Here is a 23,073-nt window from a genome sequence, read left to right as displayed (position 1 = left end):
ATGGGCGTCTTTCGCCCAAAGGAGTTCAAAGATGGCCTTGGTGTCCCTGCGGCAGTTGCTCGACCACGCCGCCGAGCACGGTTACGGCATTCCCGCCTTTAACGTGAACAACCTGGAACAGGTCCAGGCCATTCTGGCGGCGGCCGATGCCGTGGATGCCCCGGTGATCATGCAGGCCAGTGCGGGCGCGCGGAAGTACGCCGGAGAGGCCTTCCTGCGGCACCTGATTGAGGCTGCCGTCGAGAGCTACCCGCACCTGCCGATTGTCATGCACCAAGACCACGGCCAGAGCCCAGAGGTCTGCCAGGGCGCCATGAGCCTTGGCTTTTCCAGCGTCATGATGGATGGCTCGCTGGAGGCCGACGGCAAGACCATTGCCAGCTACGACTACAACGTGGAAGTGACCAAGACAGTGGTGGCCATGGCCCATGCCAAGGGCGTCTCGGTGGAGGGTGAACTCGGCTGCCTCGGGTCGCTGGAGACCATGCGCGGCGACAAGGAAGACGGCCATGGCACCGAAGCCACCATGACGGCTGACCAGCTCCTCACCGATCCAGAGCAGGCCGCAGACTTCGTTCGTCAGACCCAGCTCGATGCCCTGGCCATTGCCATTGGCACGAGTCATGGAGCTTACAAGTTCACGCGCAAGCCCACGGGTGACATCCTCGCCATCGACCGTATTCGAGAGATCAATCGTCGCATCCCCAACACTCACCTGGTCATGCATGGGTCGTCCTCGGTGCCCCAAGACCTGCTCGAGGAGATTCGCGCCCACGGCGGCGACCTGAAAGAAACCTATGGCGTGCCGGTGGAGGAAATTCAGAAGGCCATTGGGCACGGCGTGCGCAAGATCAACATCGACACCGACATTCGTCTGGCCATGACCGCAGCCATCCGCCGCCACATGGCCCAGAACCCATCGCACTTCGATCCGCGCGACTACCTCAAGCCGGCCCGCGAAGCGGCCAAAGTCATTTGCAAGGCGCGGTACGAACAGTTCGGCTGCGCGGGTCAGGCGAGCAGGATCAAGGCGATGAGCATGGTGGACATGGCGGCCCGATACAAGGCGGGCCAGTTGGCTCAGATCGTTCAATGACGGCGGTCTTCGAGACCAGCCTGACCTCGCTACCCCTGCTGGGCCGAGGAAAGGTTCGAGACCTCTATGCCGTGGGTGAGGACAAGCTGCTCATGGTGGCCTCCGACCGCCTCTCCGCATTCGATGTGGTCATGAACGAGCCCATTCCAGAGAAGGGCGTGGTGCTCAACCGCATGAGTGAGTTCTGGTTCGCGAAGTTGGCCCACATCGTGCCCAACCACCTCACGGGCATCGACCCCGAGACGGTGGTGCAGGAACATGAGGTGGAGCAGGTGCGGGGCCGGGCCGTGGTGGCCAAGCGGCTCAAGCCACTTCCCGTCGAGGCCGTGGTGCGTGGCTACCTGATTGGTGGCGGCTGGAAGGATTACCAGGCCACCGGCGCAGTCTGTGGCATTGCACTGCCCAAGGGGCTCTCGATGGCCGCACGACTGCCCGAGCCCATCTTCACGCCGGCCCACAAGGCCGAGGCTGGCGCCCACGACGAGAACATTTCGTTTGAGCAGGTGGTGGCGAGCATTGGCGAGAAGCATGCCCACGAGATTCGTCGCATCAGCCTGGCCCTCTACAACGAGGCCGCAGCCTACGCCTTGGAGCAGGGCATCATCGTGGCCGACACCAAGTTTGAATTCGGGCTCGACGAAGACGGTGTGCTGCACCTGATGGATGAGGTGCTCACCGCCGACTCCTCCCGGTTCTGGCCCGTTGACCAATACCAGGAAGGCATCAGCCCGCCGAGCTTCGACAAGCAGTTCGTGCGCGACTACCTTGAGACCCTCGACTGGGGCAAGACGGCGCCCGCGCCGGCCTTGCCCGTCGATGTGGTGGCCAAGACCGCAGCCAAGTACCGAGAGGCACTCTTTCGAATTGCCGGGGTGCGCATGCCTGTGGTGGGCGTGGTCATGGGCTCTCAGTCCGACTGGGAGATCATGAGACACGCCGTGGAGATGCTCGACCGCTTTGGCATTCCGCACGAGGCCCGTGTGGTCTCGGCCCATCGCATGCCCGATGCCCTCTATGGCTACGCCGAGACCGCCCATGCCCGCGGACTTCGCGGCATCATTGCCGGTGCTGGTGGGGCTGCCCACCTGCCGGGCATGCTGGCGGCCAAGACCACGGTGCCCGTCTTCGGCGTGCCGGTGCCTTCTAAATACCTGCGGGGCGAGGACTCACTCTATTCCATCGTTCAGATGCCCAAGGGCATTCCCGTGGCCACCTTCGCCATTGGCGAGGCCGGTGCAGCCAATGCAGCACTCCACCTGATTGCCACCTTGGCCACCCAGGACGATGTGCTCCGAGATCGACTCGAACAGTTCCGTCTGCAACAAACGGCTGCGGCGCATTCCATGAATGCCAGCCTGGGCCGCGCACCAGCGCCCGTGAACTAGTCGCCCACCCATGCAGATTGGACTCCTCGGTGGCGGTCAGTTGGGCCGGATGATGATTCAGGCTGCGCACCGCCTGGGGCATACCGTGGTCGTGCTCGACCCAGACCCGCAGGGCCCGGCGGGCCAGTTGGCCGATGACCATGTGATTGGTGATTACCAAGACCCCACCGCACTGGCCCAGTTCGCCGCCAGGGCGAGCGTCTTCACCACCGAGTTTGAAAATGTGCCGGCTCAGGCCCTGCGCTTTCTGGCGCAGCACGGCCAGACCATGCCTGCGGCCGACTGCGTCGAGCGGGCACAGGACCGCCTGGTGGAGAAGGCCTTCATTGCATCGGCCGGTGTGGCCGTGGCGCCCCACTGGCCTGTGCGCTCTGGGCAGGAGGCGTTGGCCCTGCCGCCGGATGCATTTCCCGGCATCTTGAAGACCAGTCGGCTTGGCTACGACGGAAAAGGCCAGCAGACCGTGGTCTCTGCACAAGAGGCGAGCAAGGCCTTTGAGGCCTTTGGCCGTGTGGCCTGTGTGCTCGAGAAGCGGCTTGCCCTTCGGCAAGAGGTGTCGGTCATTCTGGCGCGATCGGCCAGTGGCGAGCTGGCTGTCTTTCCCTTGGCGGAGAACGTGCATCGCAACGGCATCCTGCACACCACCACCGTGCCGGCCGATGTCTCTCCAGACATCGCTCAGGCCGCCCAGGATGCGGCCCAGTCGATTGCCCAGGCCATGCAGTATGTGGGTGTCTTGTGTGTGGAGTTTTTTGTGCTCGAGGACGGGCAGCTCGTGGCCAATGAGATGGCCCCGCGGCCTCACAACTCTGCCCACTACACCATCGAGGCTTGTGAGACGAGCCAGTTTGAACAGCAGGTGCGCATCTGCACAGGCATGCCCTTGGGGAACACGGGCCTGAGGTTTCCGGTGCGCATGACCAACCTGCTCGGAGACCTTTGGTTTCCAAACGGCCCCGATGGCCCCGTGGTCACGCCCAATTGGCCAGCCCTGACATCGGGGCATGATGCGGTGCTGCACCTCTACGGCAAGAGTGACCCTCGGCCTGGACGAAAAATGGGCCACATCACCGAGCGGCTCGACTGATGCAGCGGCTCTCGGCCACAGCGTTGGACCGAGCGGTTGAGCTTCTGAAGGCAGGTGGTCTGGTGGCCTTTCCCACCGAGACGGTCTATGGCCTGGGCGCTGATGCCGGTAATCCCAATGCCGTGGCTCGCATCTTTGAGGTCAAGGGCAGGCCCAAGGGGCATCCGCTCATCGTGCATGCGGCCTCCTTGGCACAGGCCACGCCCCTGGCCTCGGCGTGGAGCGAGGCGGCCCACGCATTGGCTGCAGCCTTCTGGCCCGGGCCGCTGACTTTGATTCTGCCGGCCTCGCCGCTCGCCCTGTCAGAGGTGACCGGAGGGCAGGACACCGTTGGCCTGCGGGTGCCGAACCATCCGGTGGCCCTGGCGCTCCTGGCCCGCTTTGCGGCGGCCGGGGGCAGTGGCTGGCTTGCGGCGCCCTCGGCGAATGTCTTCGGTGCCGTGAGTCCCACGCGCGCGCAGGATGTTGTTCGTGGGCTTGAGTCCCGCATGGGGCCCCAGGATGCCGTGCTCGATGGTGGGGACTCGGCCGTGGGCCTGGAGAGCACGATTGTCGACTGTACCGTGAGCCCGCCACGACTGCTGCGGCCCGGCGGCATTCCCCGAGAGGCCATCGAGGCGGTGGTTCGCCTGGCCGATACGAAAACAGGCATTCAAGCGGCCGCCCCGCGGGTCTCTGGAAGCCTCGCCTCGCACTACGCGCCACGCACACCGCTTTGGCTAATGTCTCGCGGGGAGATGCAAGAGCGCATGAATGACATGCAAGGTGCATCCAGACGGATTGCAGTCTGGTGGCTATCAGAGGACGCAGCAGATGCTGGCGCTCCTTTGTTTGCGCGAATCCCTGCAGACGTGTCCGTTGAAGTTCTGCGCGCACCTGCGCAGCCGCAGGCCTATGGGCAGCAGCTCTATGCACGCTTGAACGATTGGGACCAGGATGGATTTGACGAGATCTGGCTGGAGTGTCCCCCTCAGACGCGCGACTGGGAGGCGGTGATGGACCGTCTTCAACGCGCAAGCCACGCAGAGCCTTAGAGCCGCATCCTCATCTCTCGGTGCGGCATGCCGCACTCGTCGAATTCAGGCCCCTGCGCTTCGAAGCCGCAGTACCCATAAAAGCCCAGGGCATGGGTCTGGGCATGAAGAATGATTTCTCCAAACTCCAGTCGCCTGGCCTCCTCGACGAGGGCTTCGAGTGCGATGCGCCCCAGTCCATGTTTGCGATGGGGTCGCATCACCGCCATGCGACCGATGCGCGCGCGGCCATCGCCCAAGGAGAGCAGTCGGCCTGTGGCCAGGGGGCCTCGGGCATTTGCGATGAGCAGGTGTCGACAGACCGCATCGAGTTCGTCCCACTCATCCTCTGCGGCCACACCCTGCTCCGCCACGAAGACGGCCTGTCGAACGGCTCCGCAGGCCGTGCCCAGTGCAGACCAGTCATCGATCGCGAGGGTGATGGATGCCGACTCCAACGTCCGATGGGTGGCGGCCTGTCTGGGACCCCAGATCGGCTGAGGCCACCAGGGGTCCGTCCGCCAGCGTGGCATGAGGTGCCAATGCAGGTGGGGCACGACATTGCCAAAGCTCGCCAGGTTGAACTTGTCGGGCTGCCACCGCGCCATGAGCGAGGACTCCCATCGGGCCAGGGCCTCGGAGATGTCGAGCCGCTGGGCCGCGCTGAGGGCATGCCATTCTTGAACATGGGTTGAACAGATGAGGCGGTGAAAGCCAGGCAGGCCTTGGTCCTCGACGCGGACCACACGCCAGTCCGTGGCCTGCTCCACCATGTGACCCCCAGGCCCGGTGCAGAGCGGGCAGGTGGTGTCAGCGGCCAGAGCAGTGCCCACCACTGGAGGCCTGACCACTGCCGAGCATGATCAGCGGTGGCTCCACCCGAGTGCGTTGGGTCTGACTGAAATCCAGGCCCACCAGGCCAATCAGGAGTGCCCAGAAGAGCAGGGTACTGGCGAGTTTCATGTGGCACCCCTCATGGCATGTCCAATTTCAAACGGAGGCGAACACCGAGAATCGAACCCAGGTAGGCCATCGCAAACCAGACCCACCCGTGCAGGCTTGCGGAGGCCACGCCACCCAGAAAGCCGCCGATGTTGCAGCCGAATGCGAGCCTTGCGCTGTAGCCCATGATCAGGCCGGCCAGTGCGCCTGCAATCCATTGGTGCCACTGAAGGCGAGCGCCTTGAGATGTTGTGGCGCGCATGCTCCAACGGGCCGCGGCCATGGCACCAAAGAGCAGGCCAATGTTGGTGAGCGAGGTGATGTCCCAGAGGATGGGCTCGATGAGTCGCTGTGCGTGGGCGGGGGCAGACCAGAATGGGTCGGCGCCGAGGTCGAGCCCCAGGCTGACTGCGGCCTTGGCACCCCAGAGACCCAGTCCGTAGACAATGCCCCACGGCTGCCCAGCCACGATCAGGTGAACGCCATAGAGCAGTGCGAGCAGTAGCCCCCCCAAGAGCCAGTGGGCCACCAGCTTGTTGGAGAGCGCCGCCCCGAGGTTGCGATGCTGGGCTCGGTCTTGGGCCCGCCAGGCCAGCCACACGACCAGCGCGCAGCCGGCCAGCGTGACGACCAGGGATGGCCCCAGTCCCCACTGCTGAAGGAAGTCGACCGAGAAGCCCTGGCCCGGGTCGCTGCTCAGGGCATCCAAGGGCCCGCCCAGTGCAAGCCAGGCCGGCTGGTGGGAGGCACCAATGAAGCTGCCCGCAATGAAGGTCGGCAGCACCACCCATGACAAGGCAGCCCCTGCGCCGGCCCGGTTCAGGCTTCCCGATCCGCAGCCGTCTGCCACCTGCATGGCCACACCAAAGACGAAGGCGCCAAGCAGCAGACTCCAACTGATCGGGGCGACGGCACCAAAGATTTCAGTGGGGTAGAGGCTCAGCAGCGGCAGGGCCACTGCGGAGGCCACGGCCATGAGCAGCATCTGGCCAGTGATGCCAGCCGCCTCACGTCGCAGAATAAAGTGTCGCCAGCCGGAGGTGAAGCCGAATCGGCAGGCCTGAAGGATGAGGCCAAAGCCAATGCCGATGAGGACCAGAAGGCCTGCCTGCAGCCCCGCCAGGAAGACCACCACCAGCACACCAATAAGGCCCAGCAGCACCAGGCTGGGTTTTCGCAATCGGGTCATGGGTGACTAGCGTTGAATGCCGGTTCCTTTGGCTTGCCACAGCAGCGCCGTGGCGCGGCTGGGCTCGTTGTCCATCGGCAGTCCGGCCTGGCTCCAGCCCACCACCGACTCGGCATACATGAGCGTGTTAGCTTGGCCGAGCACCTCTGAGAGGACAAACCAGTTGGTGGCAGCCCAATGGCCCGTGTTGCAAAACTGCACGGTGGGCTGCTGCAGGAGACCCTCGCGCTTGGCCACGGCCAAGAGCTTCTCTTTGGTGAGGAGCCGACCCGTGTTGGGCACGAACCATTCCTCGGAGTCGAGCCATTTGGCCTGCGCGATCGTGCCCCATCGGGCGGCCGAGGCGTGGCGCATCTGGCCCAGGAAGAAGTCTTCTGGCCGTGCATCGACAAAGACAGGCCGCTGGCCCGCGGGCTGTGCGGCAAGTTTCTGTGCCTGGGCTGTGGACACCAGCAGTTGCTCGTTGTAGCGCAGGCTGCCTGCCAAGGCCTGGGGGCGCCGCTTCTTCGCCTCGCCGGTCTCCAGGGGGAGTTTGGCCGTCATCCAGGCCCCGAGTCCACCATCGAGCACGGCCAGGTCTTTGAAGCCTGCGGCCTTCAGCGTCCAGTAGATGCGGGCCACACCGCCAAACTCGGTGGCATCCGAACCGGAGCCGGCCAGCACCAAGGCATCGGAGGGCCCGATCCCCAGAGGAGACAAGAGCGCCTCGAGCTGCGCCATGGGAAGCACTGCGCCGGGGGCCTCCTTGGGGCCTCGGAAGCTGGAGTAGGGCAGCGGCAGGGCACCTGGGATGTGTCCGGCCGTGAAGTTCGGCGTCTTTTGATCAGTCTGGAGCAACTCTCGCGTGTCGAGCACGACGACGCGCTTGGCCTGCAGAAGGCCTTGTAGTTGTTGGACGGAGACCACCGGACCTGGCAGGGTTTTGGCCTCCAGGGCGGTGCTGGTGAGGGCCACGGCCATGCTGAGCAGGCCAATTAGCCCGAAAAGACCGCGACGAATGGGGGAATGGAGATTGTTCATGGCCGACACTTTAGCGCGTTGCGCGCCGCAGGCTTTCGACTTCTGGCCATAAGGTTATGAACCGGCCGCAATGGAATAGGATCCCCACATGGTGCAAAACGCGTTCTTGGGTGGTGGCTGCTTCTGGTGTTTGGAGGCGGTCTTTCAACGGGCCAAAGGGGTTCGCTCGGTGACCTCGGGCTACATGGGTGGCCAGGTGGATCGGCCTTCTTATGAGGCCGTGTGTGGTGGCCGCACAGGCCATGCCGAGGTGGTGCAGGTGGCCTTCGACCCCACCGAAACCAGCTACGAAGCCATCCTCGATCTCTTTTTTCTGATCCACGACCCCACCACGCCCAATCAACAGGGCAACGACGTGGGCCCCCAGTACCGGTCGATCATCTTTGCGGTGGGGTCGGATCAGGCGGCCGCTGCGGCCCTGGCCTGTCAGACCTATGCCCAGGCACATCCGTCGGCCGATCCGGTGGTCACGGAGATCGTGACCATTTCAGAGGCCGACTGGCAGGGCCATGGTTCTCTGGCCCATCGGTTTTTCCCGGCCGAGGACCATCACCAGAACTACTTTCAGATGCACCCGAACCAGGGTTACTGCGCCTTTGTGGTGGCCCCCAAGGTGATCAAGGCCGAACGGGAGCGCCCGACGCTCATGCGCAACGCTCCGTAGCGCACGCCCCAGGGATCAGGGTGCCAGGCGCGACACCAGCCAGCGCTCATCCAGCTGACTCCAACGGTATTCGAGACGGTCGTGCAGCCGAGAGCGCCGGCCCTGCCAAAACTCAGCGCGGTCTGGCTGCAGCCGATAGCCGCCCCAGTCGGCTGGTCGAGGAGGGCTGTCACCAAACTGAGCCTTCATTGCCTCGTGCTGGGTTTCGAGCCATTGACGGTTTGGAATGACCTGACTCTGCGGGGAGGCCCAGGCTCCGAGCTTGCTGCCCACCGGGCGCTCCTTGTAATAGGCGTCTGAATCGGCCGCTGCCAATTTCTCGACCCGCCCTTCGATTCGAACCTGTCGCTCCAGCGCTGCCCAATAGAAGGTGAGGCTCGCCCAGGGGTTGGCCAGCAGTGCGAGGCCTTTTTGTGAGCGGTAGTTGGTGAAGAAGGTCACACCCTGGGCGTCGACCCCGCGTGCCAAGACAATTCGAGCCGATGGCCTGCCGCTGGATGCAACGGTGGACAAGGTCATGGCGTTGGGCTCTTGGATTTGAGAGGTGATGGCCGCCTGCAGCCAGGTCTGAAGTTGGTCCAGTGGGTTGTCTGCGATGTCATCGACATCCAGGCTGGCCAGGGCGTAGTCGCTTCGAATCTTGGTGATGTCTGTGCTCATGGGTAAACTTTACGCATGTCCAACGAAAATCCAAAGAATGTCCTCGGCGGGGAATTGCAGCCCTGTGGTCTCGACCCCGTCACCGGCTTTTATCGGGATGGCTGCTGCAATACCAGTGCAGAGGATTTTGGTCGGCACACCGTCTGTGCCGTGATGACCGAGCCCTTCTTGGTCTTCTCCGCGGAGCGGGGCAATGACCTCTCCACCCCGCGGCCAGAGTTTCGATTTCCTGGTCTCAAGCCCGGCGATCGCTGGTGCGTCTGTGCTGGCCGTTGGCGAGAAGCGGCCGATGCGGGGGTGGCCCCGCCGGTGGTGTTGGAGGCCACCCACGAGAAGGCCCTCGAACTGCTCGCCTTGGCCGACCTCGAATACCACGCCCTGCAACTGAGCTAGATACCCCAGGGTGTTGAGGCTGCTGCCTCGGAGATAATGTGGGCATGGAATTTGAGATTTTGCCGGTCACGGCCTTTTCGCAGAACTGCTCGCTGATCACCTGTCCCAAGACGCGCCGCGCGGCATTCATTGACCCGGGTGGCGACATTGATCACCTGGAGGCCGTCGCCGCCGAGGCCGGGGTGGTCGTTGAAAAAATTCTCCTCACCCACGGCCACATCGACCACTGCGGAGAGGCCGCCATGCTGGCCAGACGTCTGGGGGTGCCCATCGAGGGCCCCCATCGAGACGACGATTTCTGGATCTCGCAGCTCCCCGCCCAAGGGAAGATGTTTGGCTTCCCGCCCCTGGAGGCCTTCACGCCCGATCGTTGGCTGGAGGACGGCGACACCGTGATGGTCGGTGAGCAGGCCTTGGAAGTCATTCATTGCCCTGGTCACACGCCCGGTCACGTGGTCTTCTTTCACCTTGGAGAGCGCCTGGCCTTTGTGGGAGATGTCTTGTTCGCGGGCTCGATTGGCCGAACCGATTTCCCCCGTGGCAATCATGCCGACCTCATCGAGGCCATCAAGTCACGGCTCTTCCCGCTGGGCGACGACATTGCCTTTGTGCCGGGCCATGGCCCGATGAGCACCTTTGGTGAAGAGCGCCTTCACAACCCTTTTGTTCGAGATTAAAAAGACCCACCCATGGCCACTTACCGCACCGAGACCGTCACGAGCGTGACCCACTGGAACGAGACCTTGTTCTCGTTTACCACCAGCCGAGACCAGGCCTTCCGGTTTCGGAACGGGCATTTCGTCATGATTGGGCTCGAGGTGGAGGGGCGTCCTCTGGCCAGGGCCTACAGCGTGGTGAGCCCCAATTACGAGGAGCACCTCGAGTTCTTGTCGATCAAGGTGCCAGATGGTCCCCTCACGTCACGGCTTCAGCACATTCAAGTGGGAGACCCCATCCTCATAGGCGACAAGGCCACCGGCACGCTGGTCATCGACGACCTCAAGCCTGGCCGGCACCTCTATTTGTTCTCCACTGGCACCGGGCTGGCCCCCTTCATGAGCATCATCCGAGACCCAGACACCTACGAGCGGTTCGAGAAGGTGGTGCTCATTCATGGCGTGCGACTGGTGAGTGAACTGGCCTATGGCGAGTACATCACCAAGGAACTGCCTCAGCATGAGTTCTTGGGCGAGATGGTGACCAACCAGCTCATCTATTACCCCACGGTGACCCGAGAGGCCTTTTCCCACACGGGACGCCTCACGACCGCCATGGCCTCGGGAAAGCTCTTCGAAGACATTGGCCTGCCGCTGCTCGATCCCGGCCTCGACCGCGGCATGATTTGTGGCAGCCCGTCCATGCTCAAGGAAACCGCCGAGATGCTCGATGCCCAGGGCTTTGCGGTCTCGCCGGGCCTTGGCCAGCCGGGCGACTACGTGATTGAGCGGGCCTTCGTGGAGCGTTAGAGACGCTGCCGCAGCCAGGCGCTCAGCTGGTCCACGGCCAGCACCAGCACGAGCATGGCCAACAGCACCGTGGCCATGCTGTTCATCTGAAACAGGCTGAGGTGAATCATGAGCATCTGGCCCAGGCCGCCTGCACCCACGACCCCGAGCACCGTGGCGGCCCGAATGTTGTTCTCCCAACGGTAGAGGCTGTAGGCCAGCAGCTGCGGCATGGCCTGCGGCAGGGTGGCATAGAAGAAGACCTGCGCCCGTGAGGCGCCCAACCGGGCCAGGGTCTCACCTGGGTGTGCGGGTGCATTCTCGAGGGCCTCGGCAAACAGGCGGCCCAGCACGCCCGTGGTGTGGATGGCCAGGGCCAGGGTGCCCGCAAAGGGGCCAAGGCCTGCAGAAATGAGCAGCAGGGCCGCCCAGACGAGTTCCGGAATGGCCCGCAAGACATTGAGCAGCAGGCCGGTGATGGGGTGCCGCAAGACCGCCAGGAGCAGGCCCATGAGCATGGCCAGCAGTGTGCCCAGGGCAGACATGGCCAGCGTCTCGAGGCTGGCCAGGCCCACGCGTTCGAGGAAGTCGGGCGACAGATTGGGCGGGAAGAGTTCGCTCCAGAAGGCGCCAAGCCGCGCCAGGTTCTCGGGCCAGAAGATGGCGGTGAGCTGCAACTCCAGGCTGGCCACGCTGGCGGCCAGCATCACGAGAATGCCGGCCAGCAGCCAGCATCCCCAGCAACGGCCCCGTCGCAGCTCGGGCGAGAGCCGGTAGGGCTGGTTGGCCGCAGGGTCTTTCATGGTGCGTCCAGTGGCCGCCGAAGCAGGCGGCTGAGCAGGTCTGCCAGGGCCACCAGGCCGATGAAGACGAGCAGGATCGAGGCCACTTCCCCACCAGCAAACATGGCCATCGACTGCTCGAGCTCCTGGCCGAGCCCCCCTGCGCCCACGAAGCCGAGCACCACCGATGAACGAATCGCGCACTCCCATCGGTAGACCGTGTAAGAAATGAGTTCCGTCGCGTTCTGGGGAATCAGCCCATAGGTCAATGCTTGGAGCCGACCGGCCCCTGACTGAATGAGGCTACGGCAGGCCTCGGGCGGGCCGCTCTCGAGAATCTCTGCATAGACCTTTCCGAGCATCCCGCTGTAGGTGATGGCAATGGCCAGCACCCCTGCGGTCGGCCCCAGGCCCACAACCCTTACGAACATGAGGGCCCAGACCAGTTCGGGCACGGAACGCAGAATGGCCATGATGCCTCGGAGCAGTTGGCGTGCAGCCTTGGCCAGTGGATGCATGCGCCCCTCGGTGGCGCCGATCGAGAGGCGCTCGGTGGTCAGAATTGCCATGGGAATGGCCACCACGAGTGCCAAGGCCAGGCCCGCAGTGGCCATGGCCACGGTCTTCCACGCAGAACCTGCCAACAGGGCCAAGAACTCTGCATCCACACGCGGCGGCAGAAAGCTCTGAAGGAAGCGGCCCATCTCCGCGAGCGAGGCCGGTGACAAGAGTCGTGCGGGCTGGAACTCGGTGATGAGCAGGAGTGGCCAGAGCAGCATGAGGCCAATGGATGCGGCCAGCCAGCGCGATGTCCAGGCCGGATCGCGATGATGCATGGGGCCAAGCGTCATCGGCAGCCGGTCAGTGGCACGGATGGCCGGATCGACCACGGGTCGTCCATGGGGGCCGCGGCGGTGGGTGCCATGCCGTGGTCTGCATCGCCGGAATAAAGGGCGCTCACCTGGTCGGGCAGAAGCTTGCTGCGTTGAATGTCAAAGAGGATGCGGCCATCCCGAAGGCCAATGATTCTTGGGAAATGGGCCAGGGCCAGTTCCACCTGGTGGAGGCTGACCACCAGAGTGGCCTGGGTGCGTGCGGCCTCTGAGCAGACGACCTCGAGGCAGGATTTCGCTCGAATCGGATCCAGGGCGGACAGGGGCTCGTCCAGTAGCCAGGTGCGAGCCTTGGTCATCAGGCAGCGGGCAAGGCCCACGCGTTGGCGCTCTCCGCCCGAGAGGCGGTCCACCCGTTCAAACAGTTTGTCCTCGATGTCGAAGGCGCAGAGTGCCTGGTGGGCAGCTGGAATATCGGCCGGGTACACCAGCGAGACGAGGCTGCGCAGCAGGCTCATCTGAGAGAGCCGGGCGGCCATCAGGCTCGTGACCACCCGCTGCCGGGGTGGCAAGGGTGGCACCTGAGGCACCAGCAGGAGCGATGCGCGAAGCCGGTGCCGCTGCCGCGCGCCCAGGGCCCAGGCCGCCTGGCCCTGGAACTCAAATTGTCCCTGCGTAGGCCGCATGGCCAGGGCGAGCACATGAATGAGGCTGGTCTTGCCTGCACCAGAGGGGCCAATGATGGCCACCTGCTCACCCGGTGCAATCTGCAACGAGACATCGCGAAGGGCCCAACGGCCTGCAGCAGCCCCCGGGTGATGGTGGCTGCAATCTTGAAGCCCCAGCATGCTAGGGCGTCGCGAGCAGGCCGGCTGCGCGGGCCGCCGCCTCGATGCCGTCGTAGTTCTTGGCCTCGGTGCGGATGTAGCGTGTGGCCCGATTGAGCTTTAGGATCTCTTGGCCCTCTGGGGTGGACGGGCTCAGCTTGAGAAAGGCCGACACGATCTTCTCTTGAAGTGCCTTGGGCATATCCTGGTGGACAGTCCAGTTGTAGTTGTAGAAACCAGGGGTGGTGTGAAAGACAGCCACCTTGGTGGTGTCCACGAGCTGCTCTGAGACAAACTTCTGCCAGACCGTGATGTCGATGGCGGCGGCATCGACTTGCCCGCTGGCCACTGCAGCGATGGCGGCATCGTGGGCCTTGCTGTAGGCGATTCGTCGAAAATCACGCTCGGGCTCAAGGCCTACTTCCATCAGGAACTTGCGTGGCATGAGGTGGCCAGAGGTGCTCGAGGGCGAGCCAAAGCTCACGGTCTTTCCCTTGAGGTCTTGGAGTTTGGTGATGCCAGAGCCCACGCGGGTGATGAAGACCGATTTGAAATCGGTATCCTCCTGGCGCTGGAGGAGCGGCACCACCGTGTTCTTGGAGCGAATCTTGGCCTGAACGAAGGTGGAGCCTCCGAGCCAGACAAGATCGATCTTCTTGTTCACCAGGGCCTCGACGGCCGCAGGGTAGTCATTCACCGGCGTGAAGATGACCTTCATGCCAGTCTCCCGGGAGAGGTAATCCGCCAGGGGCTTGAGCTTGCGAACCTGCTCGGTGGCGGCCTCCTCTGGAATGCTGGAGATTCTCAGCATTTGCTCGGCGCGGCCAGGAGAGACCAGGCCCATGACGAGGAGTGACGTGAGTACGACTTGCGTGAGGAAGGAATGTTTTTTCATGCCGACATTATGTCGGTTTAGAAAAGTCATGTGCTTTACTGCGGGGATGAATGTCGACATACCCATCTCTGTCTTGAGGACTCCGAGCGCAGCCGGCGGGTCTCGAGAAGTCCTCGAAGACCTTCTCATGCCCCAGGCGGTGGTCTCGCCCGCCTTTTTTTACGATGCCCTCGGCTCGCATTTGTTCAATGCCATTACGCTGCTCGATGAGTACCGGGCCACGCGTGATGAGCGAGACATCTTCGCCCTTCATCAGGGCGACATCGCCGCGCAGTTGCCAGCCGACTGCACCTTCATCGACCTGGGCGCCGGGGATTGCTGCAAGGCTGCAAGCCTGTTTGCGAGCATTCGGCCTAAAACCTATCTGGCGGTTGATGTCTCCGAGGCCTACCTTCGCGATGCACTGAAGGTGGTCTCCCGGCGGCCAGATGCGCCCGTGCTGTCGGGCCTGGTGGTGGACTTCGCCAAGGGCCTGCCAGTGAACTGCCTGGAGGGGCTCATTCCCAGCGAGAGCCCGCGCGTATTTTTCTACCCAGGCTCTAGCATTGGGAACTTTCACCCCCAGCAGGCCGCCGAATTTCTGCGGGAGCTTGCCCGAGACCACGGGGCTACTGCGCTGGTCATCGGTATCGATCTCGTCAAGCCCATTGAGGAGCTAGAGGCCGCCTATGACGACGCTTTGGGTGTGACCGCGGCCTTCAACCTCAACCTGCTTCGGGTGCTGAATCGATCGGTTCAAACCGATTTCAACCCCAGGGACTGGTCCCACAAGGCGCTCTTCAATGCGAAGGCCTCACGCATTGAGATGCACCTGGTGGCCCGGCACGATGTGACCGTGACATGGCCCGGTGGCCGCCGGGTCTTCCATGCGGGCGAGACGCTGCACACCGAGAATTCGTACAAGTACACCGAGGCCGATTTTGCCGAGCTGCTGCGCAAGGCGGGCTACCGCGTTGTGGCCGCCTACCGAAGTGCCTCGGCCGGATTTGCCGAGTTCGTTTCCGTGCCCGATGCATCTGCCTGAACACTCCGAAAACCCGCGAACACATCTCGCCGGTGCGGTCGGTAGAAGTTTCGATAGCGCAGGTCTTTCAGCGCAACATGGGTTTGGCTGGACGCACCCTTGAGCACCCAATGGTCTCCGAACCAGGGCGCCGAATACTCCACGTAAGGGTCGGCCTCGAAGCCCGCAAAGGGCAGGAATGGGCTGCTCGTCCATTCCCAGACATCACCCCAGGCCATGCCGGCCTGCGCGGCCGCAACCCACTCGGCCTCTGAAGGGAGGCGGCGCCCCGCCCAGTTGCACCAGGCCTGTGCCTCATGAAGGCAGACATGGACCATGGGCTGGTTTGGCCGTGCATCAAGCCACTGATGGCCCAGGCGGCACTGCAGCCGTGTGCCGTCGTGGCGAAGGTGGAGCGGCCCCGTGATGTTGGCGGCCTCTCGCCACTGCCAGCCGGGTGCTGACCAGAGCGAGGGGCGTTCGTAGCCGCCATCGCCCACGAAGGCCCAGAACAACGCCATGCTCACAGGCTGTTGGTCGATCTGGAACGGTTGCAGGTCGGCCTCAAGGGCCGAACGCTCGTTGTCGAAGTGAAACTGATCGGCAGGGGGCGCCACATGCAGCCGTTGGGCCGGAACACAGATCCATTGCTGCGAGTCTTGTGAGCATGAATTGCCCCTCGGGGGTTCGCTCAGGCCAGGCGCAAGGCCGAGGGTCTGGGCCGTCATCTCGAAGGCCTCCAGGTGCATGCAGGCATGGGCCAGGCTGAGCCGGTGAAAGTAGAGGTCTGCATCACCATGGGCGTCACGCATGAGGTCTGATAGGGCCTCGGAGAAGCAGGCCTCGAGATACGCAGTCACACCCCCTTCACCAAGTTGATCCAACTGCCAGCGTTCATCGTGGGGAATGGTGGCGGAGTTGAAGAGAAGGTCGGCCTGTGCAAGCCGGCTTGGTGAGGGCTCGGGTGCATCGAGCCGACGTCCCATGCGGCGCTTGGGGTTTCGCGTCACCCAGTGCTCCGTGAACCAGGCCACGTGGCCAAACTCCCAGAGCGGCGGGTTCACCTGCTCCAACATGGGAAAGGGTTTGAGGAAGCCATCGGTCGCCATTGAGAAGCGAGCCATGTGAGCACGCAGCCCCTCGAGACACTCGGCGTAAAGCAGCTCGAGTGCCTTGGCATCGCAGTGACGAACAGATTTCTTCACACGATCCAGTGTAGCCTTTTGACATGCTTCTCATCGTGACGCCCTACGGGCCAGAGACGGGTTCGGGCAATTGGCGCACGGCGGAACGCTATCACCGATTGCTCATGCAAGCAGGTGTGGCGGCATCGATTGTTGTGGGCGAGCCCAGTGTGGCCGACCTCTCCAGCGCCTCCTGTGGCCTGCTGCTTCATGCGCGCAGAAGCCATGCGGCCGGCATTCGCTTCGCGCAGGCTCGCAAGCCTTACGCCGTGGTGCTCACAGGAACAGACCTCTATGCAGACCTGCAAGGCCACACGTCGGTCGCGTGGCGCCAACAGGCCGAACAGACCATTCTTGCGTCCAAGGCCGTGGTGGGCCTTCAGGCCGATGCCTGCAATTGCCTTCGTGGCCTGCTGCCGCAGGCACCCCCGTGTGTGGTGATCCCGCAGACCAGCAGCTTTGGGGCCAGTGCTCAGGGTGGGGTGCATGCTCGGCCGCAGGCCTCGTCGGTGCCACCGACCAGACTCCATGCATTGGTGGTGGGCCATGTGCGGCCGGAGAAGGACCCACTCACCGCCTATCGGGCCGTGACCATGCTGGCCCAGGCGCAGCAGCCATTGCCCGTGCGTCTCACGCACCTGGGCGGAGTGCTCGATGCGGGTCTGGATGCCCTGTTGGCCGAATTTGTGCGCGAAGCGCGTGCACCGGTGCAGCGAGACGGTCAGGTGTCTCACCAACGCGTGCGGCAGGCCATGCTGGAGGCCGACCTCCTCATCGCACCCTCGCGGATGGAGGGCGGGGCCCTGGTGCTGGCCGAGGCTGCCGCGGTGAGCCTGCCCATCGTCGCCAGCCGCATTCCCGGGCACGTGGGCATTCTGGGTGAGCAGCACCCGGGCTGGTTCGAGTCGGGCGATGCCGCGGACCTGGCCGCACGATTGCAGCGTTGGCTCTCGAGCCCTTCTGATCGTCAGGCCCTGCAGCTCGCCAGCGATGCGGCCCGCGACCGACTCACCGACAACAAGGCCGAGACCAACGCCTTGCTTGCTGTGATGGACGTGCTGCATTCCGCCTGAGAATCGAGAAAGCACGGCCGAATGATGCGGATCATTGTCGCGGCCCGTTCAGAGTTGGTACCCTGCAGTCTCTCTTCATTCAGCACGAGGCCTCCACGCCATGACCGAACCCCGACTGACATCGCTCTCGCACGGCGGCGGCTGTGGCTGCAAAATTGCGCCCGGCGTGCTCACCGAGATTCTCAAGGGCGGGGTGGGCCTCCCGATGCCTGCAGCGCTCCTGGTGGGGATCGACACGGCCGATGATGCAGCGGTCTATCAGCTCAACGACGAGCAGGCCCTGATTGCCACCACCGACTTCTTCATGCCCATCGTCGATGACCCATTCGACTTTGGAAGAATTGCGGCCACCAACGCCATCAGTGATGTCTATGCCATGGGCGGCCGCCCGATCATGGCGCTGGCCCTCGTGGGCATGCCGGTGAGTGTCCTGAGCACCCAGACCATCGGCCGCATTCTGGATGGTGGTCGTTCGGCCTGTGCATCGGCGGGCATTCCCATTGCGGGTGGCCACACCATCGACTCGGTCGAGCCCATTTATGGGCTGGTGGTCATGGGCCTGGTTCACCCCAAGAAGGTTCGTCGAAATGCCGATGCCAAGGCGGGTGACGCACTGATCCTCGGAAAGCCACTGGGCGTTGGCATCCTGTCGGCTGCCCTCAAGAAAGCGGGACGGTTCGACGGCGAAGCCTATGCCCAGATGATCGACAACACCACGCGGCTCAACACACCCGGCCCACTGCTGGCAGAGATGCCACAGGTTCATGCGCTGACGGATGTCACTGGCTTTGGCCTGGCAGGCCACCTCTTGGAGATGGCCAAAGGCTCTGGATTGCAGGCCCGGGTGAGCCTGCAGCAGTTGCCGGTGCTGCCCGGGGTTCGGGACATGATTGCGGCGGGCCACATCACCGGGGCTTCAGGCCGAAATTGGTCGTCCTACGGGGAGGCGGTGCATGCCCCGGGCTTGTCTGACATCGACCGAAGCCTCATCACAGACCCCCAGACCAGCGGTGGCCTCCTGGTGTCCTGCGCACCCGAGGCGGTTGGCGCTGTGCTGGCGGTCTTTCGTCAGGAGGGCTTTGCTGATGCCGCACCCATTGGCCACATGGTTGCGGCAGATTCCAATGCAGGGCTGGTCTTGGAGGCCTAGCCGAAGGCGCGTTGGAGCAGTGCCTCGATGTTGGGAGTCGCAAGGCGCAGGCGCAGTTCGCGGCCGAGCCGAGCACTCCAGACCCGTCTGGAGTCTTGCATGAAGCTGGCCATCATGGGGCTCACGGTTCCTCGTTGAATGGCCGCCTTCAGTTCCTCTGCAGAGATGCGAGGAACCCTGGGCATGCCCGCTGCATCGGCCACGGCATCGAAGTAGTCGCCCATCGGAAGATGGCCCTGCATCACCGTGTTGGTGACCCGCCCTCGGCCGCCTCGCCAGAGGGCCACCCAACAGATGCGGGCCAGGTCATCTGCGTCGACATGGTTGGTGAAGACATCATCCTCTGGCCTCAAGGCCGGCTGCCCCGCCCGGATGCGATCCAGGGGAAGGCGGTCGGCCCCAGTGATGCCGGGCACCCGCAGCCGATGCGCGCCGAGTGATCTCCAGAGTCGTTCCGCATGGAGCCGTCTCAGTGAACGCGGCTGTTGTGTCTTGCAGGCGGCGGTCTCATCCACAAGGGCGCCTTGATGGTTGCCATAGACGCCGGTCGTGCTGATGTAGACGCCCTTGAATCTCGCCTGACTGGCGCGGCTGTATCGGCGGGCCCGGGCGGCCCGGGCCTCGACCGACAGCCGCAGGCTGCGAAGGTCTCTCGAGCCATGCTGGTCTGATGGCGGCACCAGGATGATCCAGTGGGTGAGCAGGGCTGCGAGGCGTCTGCAGTCACTGGGGCTGTCGAGGTTCCAGCCGGTGCGCCGCCCCACTGGAATGATTCGGGGGCCATGCGGACTCGCCTGCGCAGACAGAATTCGGCTGCCGACATCGCCATGCCCTACCAGACCGATGCGGGGTCGTCTGAACTTTGCAGGAAGGCTCATGCCGTCTTATTCCCCGAGGTAGGCCGACCGCACCATGGGGTGATGCAGCAGTTCTTTGCCGCGGCCCTCGAGCACCTTCTCGCCGGATTCCAACACCACGGCGCGGCCTGCGATCTGAAGGGCGAGCCGTGCGTTCTGTTCCACGAGCAGCAGGCTCATGCCTTGTCTGGACACCTCTGCAATGAGCTCAAAAATTTTCTCCACCATCACTGGGGAGAGCCCCATGGAGGGCTCATCCAGCAGCAGCAGGCGCGGCCGGGCCATCAGCGCTCGGGCCATGGCGAGCATCTGTTGCTCACCGCCGGAGAGGGTGCCGGCCAGCTGCTGCTGGCGCTCGGCCAGGCGCGGGAAACGGTCGTACTGCGCCTGGATGTCTGCTGCAACGTCATGGCGGCTGGCCTGTGGTCGGGCGTGCGCACCCATGCGCAGGTTTTCTTCAATCGTCATTCGGCCAAAAATGCCTCGGCCCTCGGGCACCATCACGAGGCCGCGGCCGGGCAGCAGGTGTCCGGGTGTTCGGGTGATCTCGACCCCGTCGTGCCAGATCTGGCCAGCCGCTGCAGGCACCAGGCCTGTGATGGCGCGCAGGGTGGAGGACTTTCCTGCGCCGTTGGCGCCAATGAGGGCCACCGTCTCGCCGGCTTGAACGGTGAGGTCCAGCCCTTTGACGGCCATGATGCCGCCGTACTGAACCACCAGGCCAGACACTCGCAGTGCGGCCTCAGCCATGGGTGGCTCCGGTGCCCAGATAGGCCTCGACCACCATGGGGTTGCGTTGCACGTCTGCCGGGGGTCCGGCTGCAATCACCTCGCCATGGTCGAGCACCGTGACCTCCGTGCACAGACCCATGACCAGGCGCACATCGTGTTCAATCAGAAGGATGGTCTTGCCATCGGATTGAATTCGAGCCAACAGGTCTCGAAGGCTGTTCTTTTCGGTGGCATTCATGCCTGCGGCGGGCTCGTCCAGGGCCAGCAGTTTGGGCTCTGTGGCCAGGGCGCGCGCAATCTCCAGGCGGCGCTGGTCGCCGTAAGAGAGGGTCTTTGCGGTCTGGTCTTGCTGGGCGGCGAGGCCGACATAGTCGAGCAGGGCCACGGCTGCCGCGCGGATGGCCCTCTCGTTCTCTCGAAAGCCAGGCGTTCGAAGCATGGCACCCCAGACCCCTGCATGCAGGCCGGCACTGCGGATGTGGCGGCCCACCATCACATTTTCGAGGGCACTCAGCTCGGCAAAGAGTCGAATGTTCTGAAAGGTGCGCGCAATGCCAGCGGCGGTGACGGCATGCACGGCCGAGGGCTCATAGGCCTGCCCATCAAGCACAAACTGGCCTGCATCAGCCTTGTAGAGGCCGGTGATCAAGTTAAAGAGTGTGGTCTTGCCCGCGCCGTTGGGGCCGATGAGCCCGTAGATCTGGCCTGGCGAGATGGTCAGAGAGACATTCGAGACCGCCAGCAGGCCTCCGAATCGCTTGGTGGCGCCCACCACCTGGAGCATGGCCTGGTCAGCCATGGCCCTGTCGCCGGGGAATGAGGCCCAATGGACGGTAGAGCATGATCAGCACCATGGCCATGCCGAACAAAAGCATGCGAAGGGCCTCTGGCGCAATCCACTCCTCACCGAAGAGCTGCATCTGAATGGGCTTGGCCACATGTCGAAGGGCCTCTGGAATGGCATAGAGCAGCACAGCCCCCAGCACCACGCCCTTCACATTGCCCATGCCCCCCAGCACCACCATGGCCACAATCACGATGCTCTCCATGAGCACAAAGCTCTCGGGAGAGACAAAGCCCTGGAAGGCCGAGAACATGGCCCCGGAGACCCCTCCGAATGAGGCGCCCATGGCAAAGGCCAGCAGTTTGACGTTTCGGGTGTGGATGCCCATGGCCTTGGCTGCAATCTCATCCTCCCGAATGGCCATCCAGGCGCGCCCGATCCGAGAGTCTTGAAGGCGAACACTCACCAGAATGACCAGGAGGGTGAGGGCGAGAAAGAGGTAGTAGTACAACTGCACCGAGGGAATGGTGAGTCCCGCCACCTCCAGCGGCCGGCCCAGAGAGACGCCGCCGATCGAGACGGGGTCGATGCCACTGATGCCCTGTGGGCCATTGGTGAGGTTGATCGGTGCGTTGAGATTGTTGAGGAAGATTCGAATGATTTCACCAAAGCCGAGCGTGACAATCGCCAGGTAGTCGCCTCGCAGGCGCAGCACCGGAAATCCCAGCAGCACACCAAAGAGGGCTGCCAGGGCCGCGGCCAGTGGAATCACAATCCAGATGGAGAGGTGCAGGCCCGTGGGAAAGGCGGCTGCAATGGACGGAAAGTGCTCGGCCAGGTGGGGTGAGGAGAGCAGTGCATAGAGGTAGGCACCCACCGCATAGAAGGCCACATAGCCCAGGTCGAGCAGGCCGGCATAGCCCACCACAATGTTCAGGCCCAGGGCCAGCATGATGTAGAGCAGCGCAAAGGCCAGGATGCGAATCCAGGCGTTGCCGAATGCGCCCGCCACAAACGGCAGCAGCAGCAGTGCCATGCCAATGAGCAGAGTGGCCCCAATGGCCTTTTGTCGTGGAGTCATGCGCGGTCTGCGACCCGCTCGCCGAGCAGGCCAGAGGGCCGAAAGATCAAGACCAGGATGAGCACGGCAAATGCAAAGACATCCTGGTAGTGGCTGCCCAGGAAGCCCCCGGTGATGTCGCCAATGTATCCCGCGCCAAGGCTCTCGATGATGCCCAGCAGCAGGCCGCCCACCACGGCACCGGGCAGGTTGCCAATGCCGCCCAGCACCGCCGCAGTGAAGGCCTTGAGCCCCGGCAGAAAGCCCATGGTGAAGTGGGTGATGTTGTAGTTCATGGCCACCAGCACCCCGGCCACGGCAGCCAGGGCCGCACCAATCATGAAGGTGATGCTGATCACCTGGTTGGCATCCACGCCCATCAGCATGGCAATCTTTGGGTTCTCCGAAACTGCCCGCATGGAGCGCCCAAGCCGGGTGCGCTGAACCAGCAGCATCAGAATGCCCATGAGGCTGGCGGCCACCACGAGAATGAGGAGTTGCTTGGGTGCCAGGAAGGCGCCGCCCACGGCAATGGGGGCGGTGGGCAGCAGGTCTGGGAAGACCCTGGGGTTGGGGCTCCAGATGATCATGGCCAGGGTCTGGAGCACGATGGACAGGCCAATGGCCGTGATCAGGGGCGCGAGTCGCGGGGCGTTCCGCAGGGGCCGATAGGCGAGTTTTTCGATGAGGGCCGACAAGGCCATGCAGACCGGAATGGCCGCAGCCAGCCCCGCCAAGAGCAGCACCACCGCGGGCGTGCCGGGCACTGCATTCGAGAGGGCCATGACCACGGAGAGCGACACCATCGCCCCCACCATGAGCACCTCGCCGTGGGTGAAGTTGATCAACTGCAGAATGCCGTAGACCATCGTGTAGCCCAGGGCAATCAGGGCATAGACACTCCCGAGCACCAGGCCATTGAGAATCTGCTGAAGAAGGATGTCCATGGTCTAGAAAAGAAAAAGCCTCTGTCGAAGGACAGAGGCTTTTTTAACACAG

The 23,073-nt window shown here is 63.7% G+C and carries 26 protein-coding genes and 1 pseudogene; 12 read left to right on the top strand and 15 right to left on the bottom strand.

Annotated elements, in window-relative coordinates; genetic code table 11:
• Positions 1 to 31: 31 nt before the first annotated feature.
• The 5 genes and pseudogenes from fba to AC8GDA_RS07205 all read left to right on the top strand — a co-directional run bounded on the left by fba (position 32) and on the right by AC8GDA_RS07205 (position 4,602).
• Positions 32 to 1,096 carry a class II fructose-bisphosphate aldolase gene (gene fba, locus AC8GDA_RS07225; protein ID WP_506555859.1) on the top strand — a complete coding sequence of 355 codons (1,065 nt, stop codon included), beginning with the start codon at positions 32 to 34 and terminating at the stop codon, positions 1,094 to 1,096.
• A pseudogene (locus tag AC8GDA_RS07220) lies at positions 1,093 to 1,968 on the top strand (phosphoribosylaminoimidazolesuccinocarboxamide synthase); the annotation flags it as partial. The gene fba and the pseudogene AC8GDA_RS07220, both read left to right, overlap by 4 nt.
• A 6-nt stretch (positions 1,969 to 1,974) precedes the next feature.
• Positions 1,975 to 2,481, top strand: coding sequence for a 5-(carboxyamino)imidazole ribonucleotide mutase (purE, locus tag AC8GDA_RS07215; RefSeq protein WP_506557217.1), 507 nt, complete (start codon positions 1,975 to 1,977; stop codon positions 2,479 to 2,481).
• 10 nt (positions 2,482 to 2,491) lie between these two features.
• Positions 2,492 to 3,568, top strand: a complete 1,077-nt coding sequence (locus AC8GDA_RS07210; RefSeq protein WP_506555858.1) for a 5-(carboxyamino)imidazole ribonucleotide synthase — start codon at positions 2,492 to 2,494, stop codon at positions 3,566 to 3,568.
• Positions 3,568 to 4,602 carry an L-threonylcarbamoyladenylate synthase gene (locus AC8GDA_RS07205; RefSeq protein WP_506555857.1) on the top strand — a complete coding sequence of 345 codons (1,035 nt, stop codon included), beginning with the start codon at positions 3,568 to 3,570 and terminating at the stop codon, positions 4,600 to 4,602. Before AC8GDA_RS07210 ends, AC8GDA_RS07205 begins: the two co-directional genes overlap by 1 nt.
• Here the strand turns inward: AC8GDA_RS07205 and AC8GDA_RS07200 are convergent.
• From AC8GDA_RS07200 to AC8GDA_RS07185, 4 genes are read right to left on the bottom strand one after another with little or no spacing between them, the layout of a single operon-like run.
• Positions 4,599 to 5,414, bottom strand: a complete 816-nt coding sequence (locus AC8GDA_RS07200; RefSeq protein ID WP_506555856.1) for a GNAT family N-acetyltransferase — start codon at positions 5,412 to 5,414, stop codon at positions 4,599 to 4,601. The two genes, AC8GDA_RS07205 and AC8GDA_RS07200, sit on opposite strands and share 4 nt — an antisense overlap.
• On the bottom strand, positions 5,392 to 5,544 hold the full coding sequence (locus AC8GDA_RS07195; RefSeq protein ID WP_506555855.1) for a hypothetical protein: 153 nt from the start codon (positions 5,542 to 5,544) through the stop codon (positions 5,392 to 5,394). Before AC8GDA_RS07195 ends, AC8GDA_RS07200 begins: the two co-directional genes overlap by 23 nt.
• Before the next feature lie 10 nt (positions 5,545 to 5,554).
• Positions 5,555 to 6,712 carry a YeeE/YedE family protein gene (locus AC8GDA_RS07190; RefSeq protein WP_506555854.1) on the bottom strand — a complete coding sequence of 386 codons (1,158 nt, stop codon included), beginning with the start codon at positions 6,710 to 6,712 and terminating at the stop codon, positions 5,555 to 5,557.
• Positions 6,713 to 6,718: 6 nt separating this feature from the next.
• Positions 6,719 to 7,732, bottom strand: a complete 1,014-nt coding sequence (locus tag AC8GDA_RS07185) for a sulfurtransferase (protein ID WP_506555853.1) — start codon at positions 7,730 to 7,732, stop codon at positions 6,719 to 6,721.
• 88 nt (positions 7,733 to 7,820) lie between these two features.
• Between AC8GDA_RS07185 and msrA the strand changes: the two genes are divergently transcribed.
• A complete protein-coding gene (gene msrA / locus AC8GDA_RS07180; protein WP_506555852.1) occupies positions 7,821 to 8,396 on the top strand; it encodes a peptide-methionine (S)-S-oxide reductase MsrA in 576 nt (191 codons plus the stop codon).
• Between the two features lie 15 nt (positions 8,397 to 8,411).
• Here msrA and pdxH read toward each other — a convergent pair whose 3' ends face one another.
• Positions 8,412 to 9,056 carry a pyridoxamine 5'-phosphate oxidase gene (gene pdxH, locus AC8GDA_RS07175; RefSeq protein WP_506555851.1) on the bottom strand — a complete coding sequence of 215 codons (645 nt, stop codon included), beginning with the start codon at positions 9,054 to 9,056 and terminating at the stop codon, positions 8,412 to 8,414.
• Positions 9,057 to 9,071: 15 nt separating this feature from the next.
• Between pdxH and AC8GDA_RS07170 the strand changes: the two genes are divergently transcribed.
• From AC8GDA_RS07170 to AC8GDA_RS07160, 3 genes are read left to right on the top strand one after another with little or no spacing between them, the layout of a single operon-like run.
• A complete protein-coding gene (locus AC8GDA_RS07170; RefSeq protein WP_506555850.1) occupies positions 9,072 to 9,449 on the top strand; it encodes a DUF2237 family protein in 378 nt (125 codons plus the stop codon).
• 44 nt (positions 9,450 to 9,493) lie between these two features.
• Positions 9,494 to 10,126, top strand: a complete 633-nt coding sequence (locus AC8GDA_RS07165) for an MBL fold metallo-hydrolase (RefSeq protein WP_506555849.1) — start codon at positions 9,494 to 9,496, stop codon at positions 10,124 to 10,126.
• A gap of 12 nt (positions 10,127 to 10,138) precedes the next feature.
• Positions 10,139 to 10,915: a ferredoxin--NADP reductase gene (locus tag AC8GDA_RS07160; protein ID WP_506555848.1), complete on the top strand. Its 777-nt coding sequence runs from the start codon at positions 10,139 to 10,141 to the stop codon at positions 10,913 to 10,915.
• Here the strand turns inward: AC8GDA_RS07160 and phnE are convergent.
• From phnE to AC8GDA_RS07140, 4 genes are read right to left on the bottom strand one after another with little or no spacing between them, the layout of a single operon-like run.
• The gene (gene phnE, locus AC8GDA_RS07155; RefSeq protein WP_506555847.1) at positions 10,912 to 11,697 is read right to left on the bottom strand and encodes a phosphonate ABC transporter, permease protein PhnE; all 786 of its coding nucleotides are present in this window, start codon (positions 11,695 to 11,697) and stop codon (positions 10,912 to 10,914) included. The genes AC8GDA_RS07160 and phnE overlap by 4 nt on opposite strands.
• On the bottom strand, positions 11,694 to 12,512 hold the full coding sequence (locus AC8GDA_RS07150; RefSeq protein ID WP_506555846.1) for a PhnE/PtxC family ABC transporter permease: 819 nt from the start codon (positions 12,510 to 12,512) through the stop codon (positions 11,694 to 11,696). The genes phnE and AC8GDA_RS07150 overlap by 4 nt, the downstream gene beginning before the upstream one ends.
• Positions 12,513 to 12,523: 11 nt before the next feature.
• A complete protein-coding gene (locus tag AC8GDA_RS07145; RefSeq protein WP_506555845.1) occupies positions 12,524 to 13,357 on the bottom strand; it encodes a phosphonate ABC transporter ATP-binding protein in 834 nt (277 codons plus the stop codon).
• 1 nt (position 13,358) lies between these two features.
• On the bottom strand, positions 13,359 to 14,231 hold the full coding sequence (locus AC8GDA_RS07140; RefSeq protein ID WP_506555844.1) for a putative selenate ABC transporter substrate-binding protein: 873 nt from the start codon (positions 14,229 to 14,231) through the stop codon (positions 13,359 to 13,361).
• A 46-nt stretch (positions 14,232 to 14,277) separates the two neighbouring features.
• Here AC8GDA_RS07140 and egtD point away from each other — a divergent pair, with 46 nt between their 5' ends.
• The gene (gene egtD / locus AC8GDA_RS07135) at positions 14,278 to 15,255 is read left to right on the top strand and encodes an L-histidine N(alpha)-methyltransferase (RefSeq protein ID WP_506555843.1); all 978 of its coding nucleotides are present in this window, start codon (positions 14,278 to 14,280) and stop codon (positions 15,253 to 15,255) included.
• On the opposite strand, the gene senA is transcribed toward egtD, so the two are convergent.
• A complete protein-coding gene (gene senA / locus AC8GDA_RS07130; RefSeq protein ID WP_506555842.1) occupies positions 15,195 to 16,439 on the bottom strand; it encodes a selenoneine synthase SenA in 1,245 nt (414 codons plus the stop codon). The two genes, egtD and senA, sit on opposite strands and share 61 nt — an antisense overlap.
• A gap of 23 nt (positions 16,440 to 16,462) precedes the next feature.
• Between senA and AC8GDA_RS07125 the strand changes: the two genes are divergently transcribed.
• Positions 16,463 to 17,491 carry a glycosyltransferase gene (locus AC8GDA_RS07125; protein ID WP_506555841.1) on the top strand — a complete coding sequence of 343 codons (1,029 nt, stop codon included), beginning with the start codon at positions 16,463 to 16,465 and terminating at the stop codon, positions 17,489 to 17,491.
• Between the two features lie 100 nt (positions 17,492 to 17,591).
• The gene (gene selD / locus AC8GDA_RS07120; protein WP_506555840.1) at positions 17,592 to 18,641 is read left to right on the top strand and encodes a selenide, water dikinase SelD; all 1,050 of its coding nucleotides are present in this window, start codon (positions 17,592 to 17,594) and stop codon (positions 18,639 to 18,641) included.
• On the opposite strand, the gene AC8GDA_RS07115 is transcribed toward selD, so the two are convergent.
• Genes AC8GDA_RS07115 through AC8GDA_RS07095 form a run of 5 tightly spaced genes read right to left on the bottom strand, consistent with a single transcriptional unit; the run spans position 18,638 to position 23,021 of the window.
• On the bottom strand, positions 18,638 to 19,519 hold the full coding sequence (locus tag AC8GDA_RS07115) for a Rossmann-fold NAD(P)-binding domain-containing protein (RefSeq protein ID WP_506555839.1): 882 nt from the start codon (positions 19,517 to 19,519) through the stop codon (positions 18,638 to 18,640). The genes selD and AC8GDA_RS07115 overlap by 4 nt on opposite strands.
• Before the next feature lie 6 nt (positions 19,520 to 19,525).
• Complete coding sequence (locus AC8GDA_RS07110) at positions 19,526 to 20,248, bottom strand: ABC transporter ATP-binding protein (protein WP_506557216.1); 723 nt, start codon at positions 20,246 to 20,248, stop codon at positions 19,526 to 19,528.
• Positions 20,241 to 21,029: an ABC transporter ATP-binding protein gene (locus AC8GDA_RS07105; RefSeq protein WP_506555838.1), complete on the bottom strand. Its 789-nt coding sequence runs from the start codon at positions 21,027 to 21,029 to the stop codon at positions 20,241 to 20,243. The genes AC8GDA_RS07110 and AC8GDA_RS07105 overlap by 8 nt, the downstream gene beginning before the upstream one ends.
• Positions 21,022 to 22,095, bottom strand: a complete 1,074-nt coding sequence (locus AC8GDA_RS07100) for an ABC transporter permease subunit (RefSeq protein WP_506555837.1) — start codon at positions 22,093 to 22,095, stop codon at positions 21,022 to 21,024. Before AC8GDA_RS07100 ends, AC8GDA_RS07105 begins: the two co-directional genes overlap by 8 nt.
• On the bottom strand, positions 22,092 to 23,021 hold the full coding sequence (locus AC8GDA_RS07095; RefSeq protein WP_506555836.1) for a branched-chain amino acid ABC transporter permease: 930 nt from the start codon (positions 23,019 to 23,021) through the stop codon (positions 22,092 to 22,094). The genes AC8GDA_RS07100 and AC8GDA_RS07095 overlap by 4 nt, the downstream gene beginning before the upstream one ends.
• Between the last annotated feature and the right edge of the window lie 52 nt (positions 23,022 to 23,073).

The sequence above is a fragment of the Hahnella aquatica (SeqCode) genome, from assembly GCF_965194505.1.
GTDB lineage: Bacteria > Pseudomonadota > Gammaproteobacteria > Burkholderiales > Burkholderiaceae_A > Hahnella > Hahnella aquatica.
This window is presented reverse-complemented; position numbering and strand designations above follow the sequence as displayed.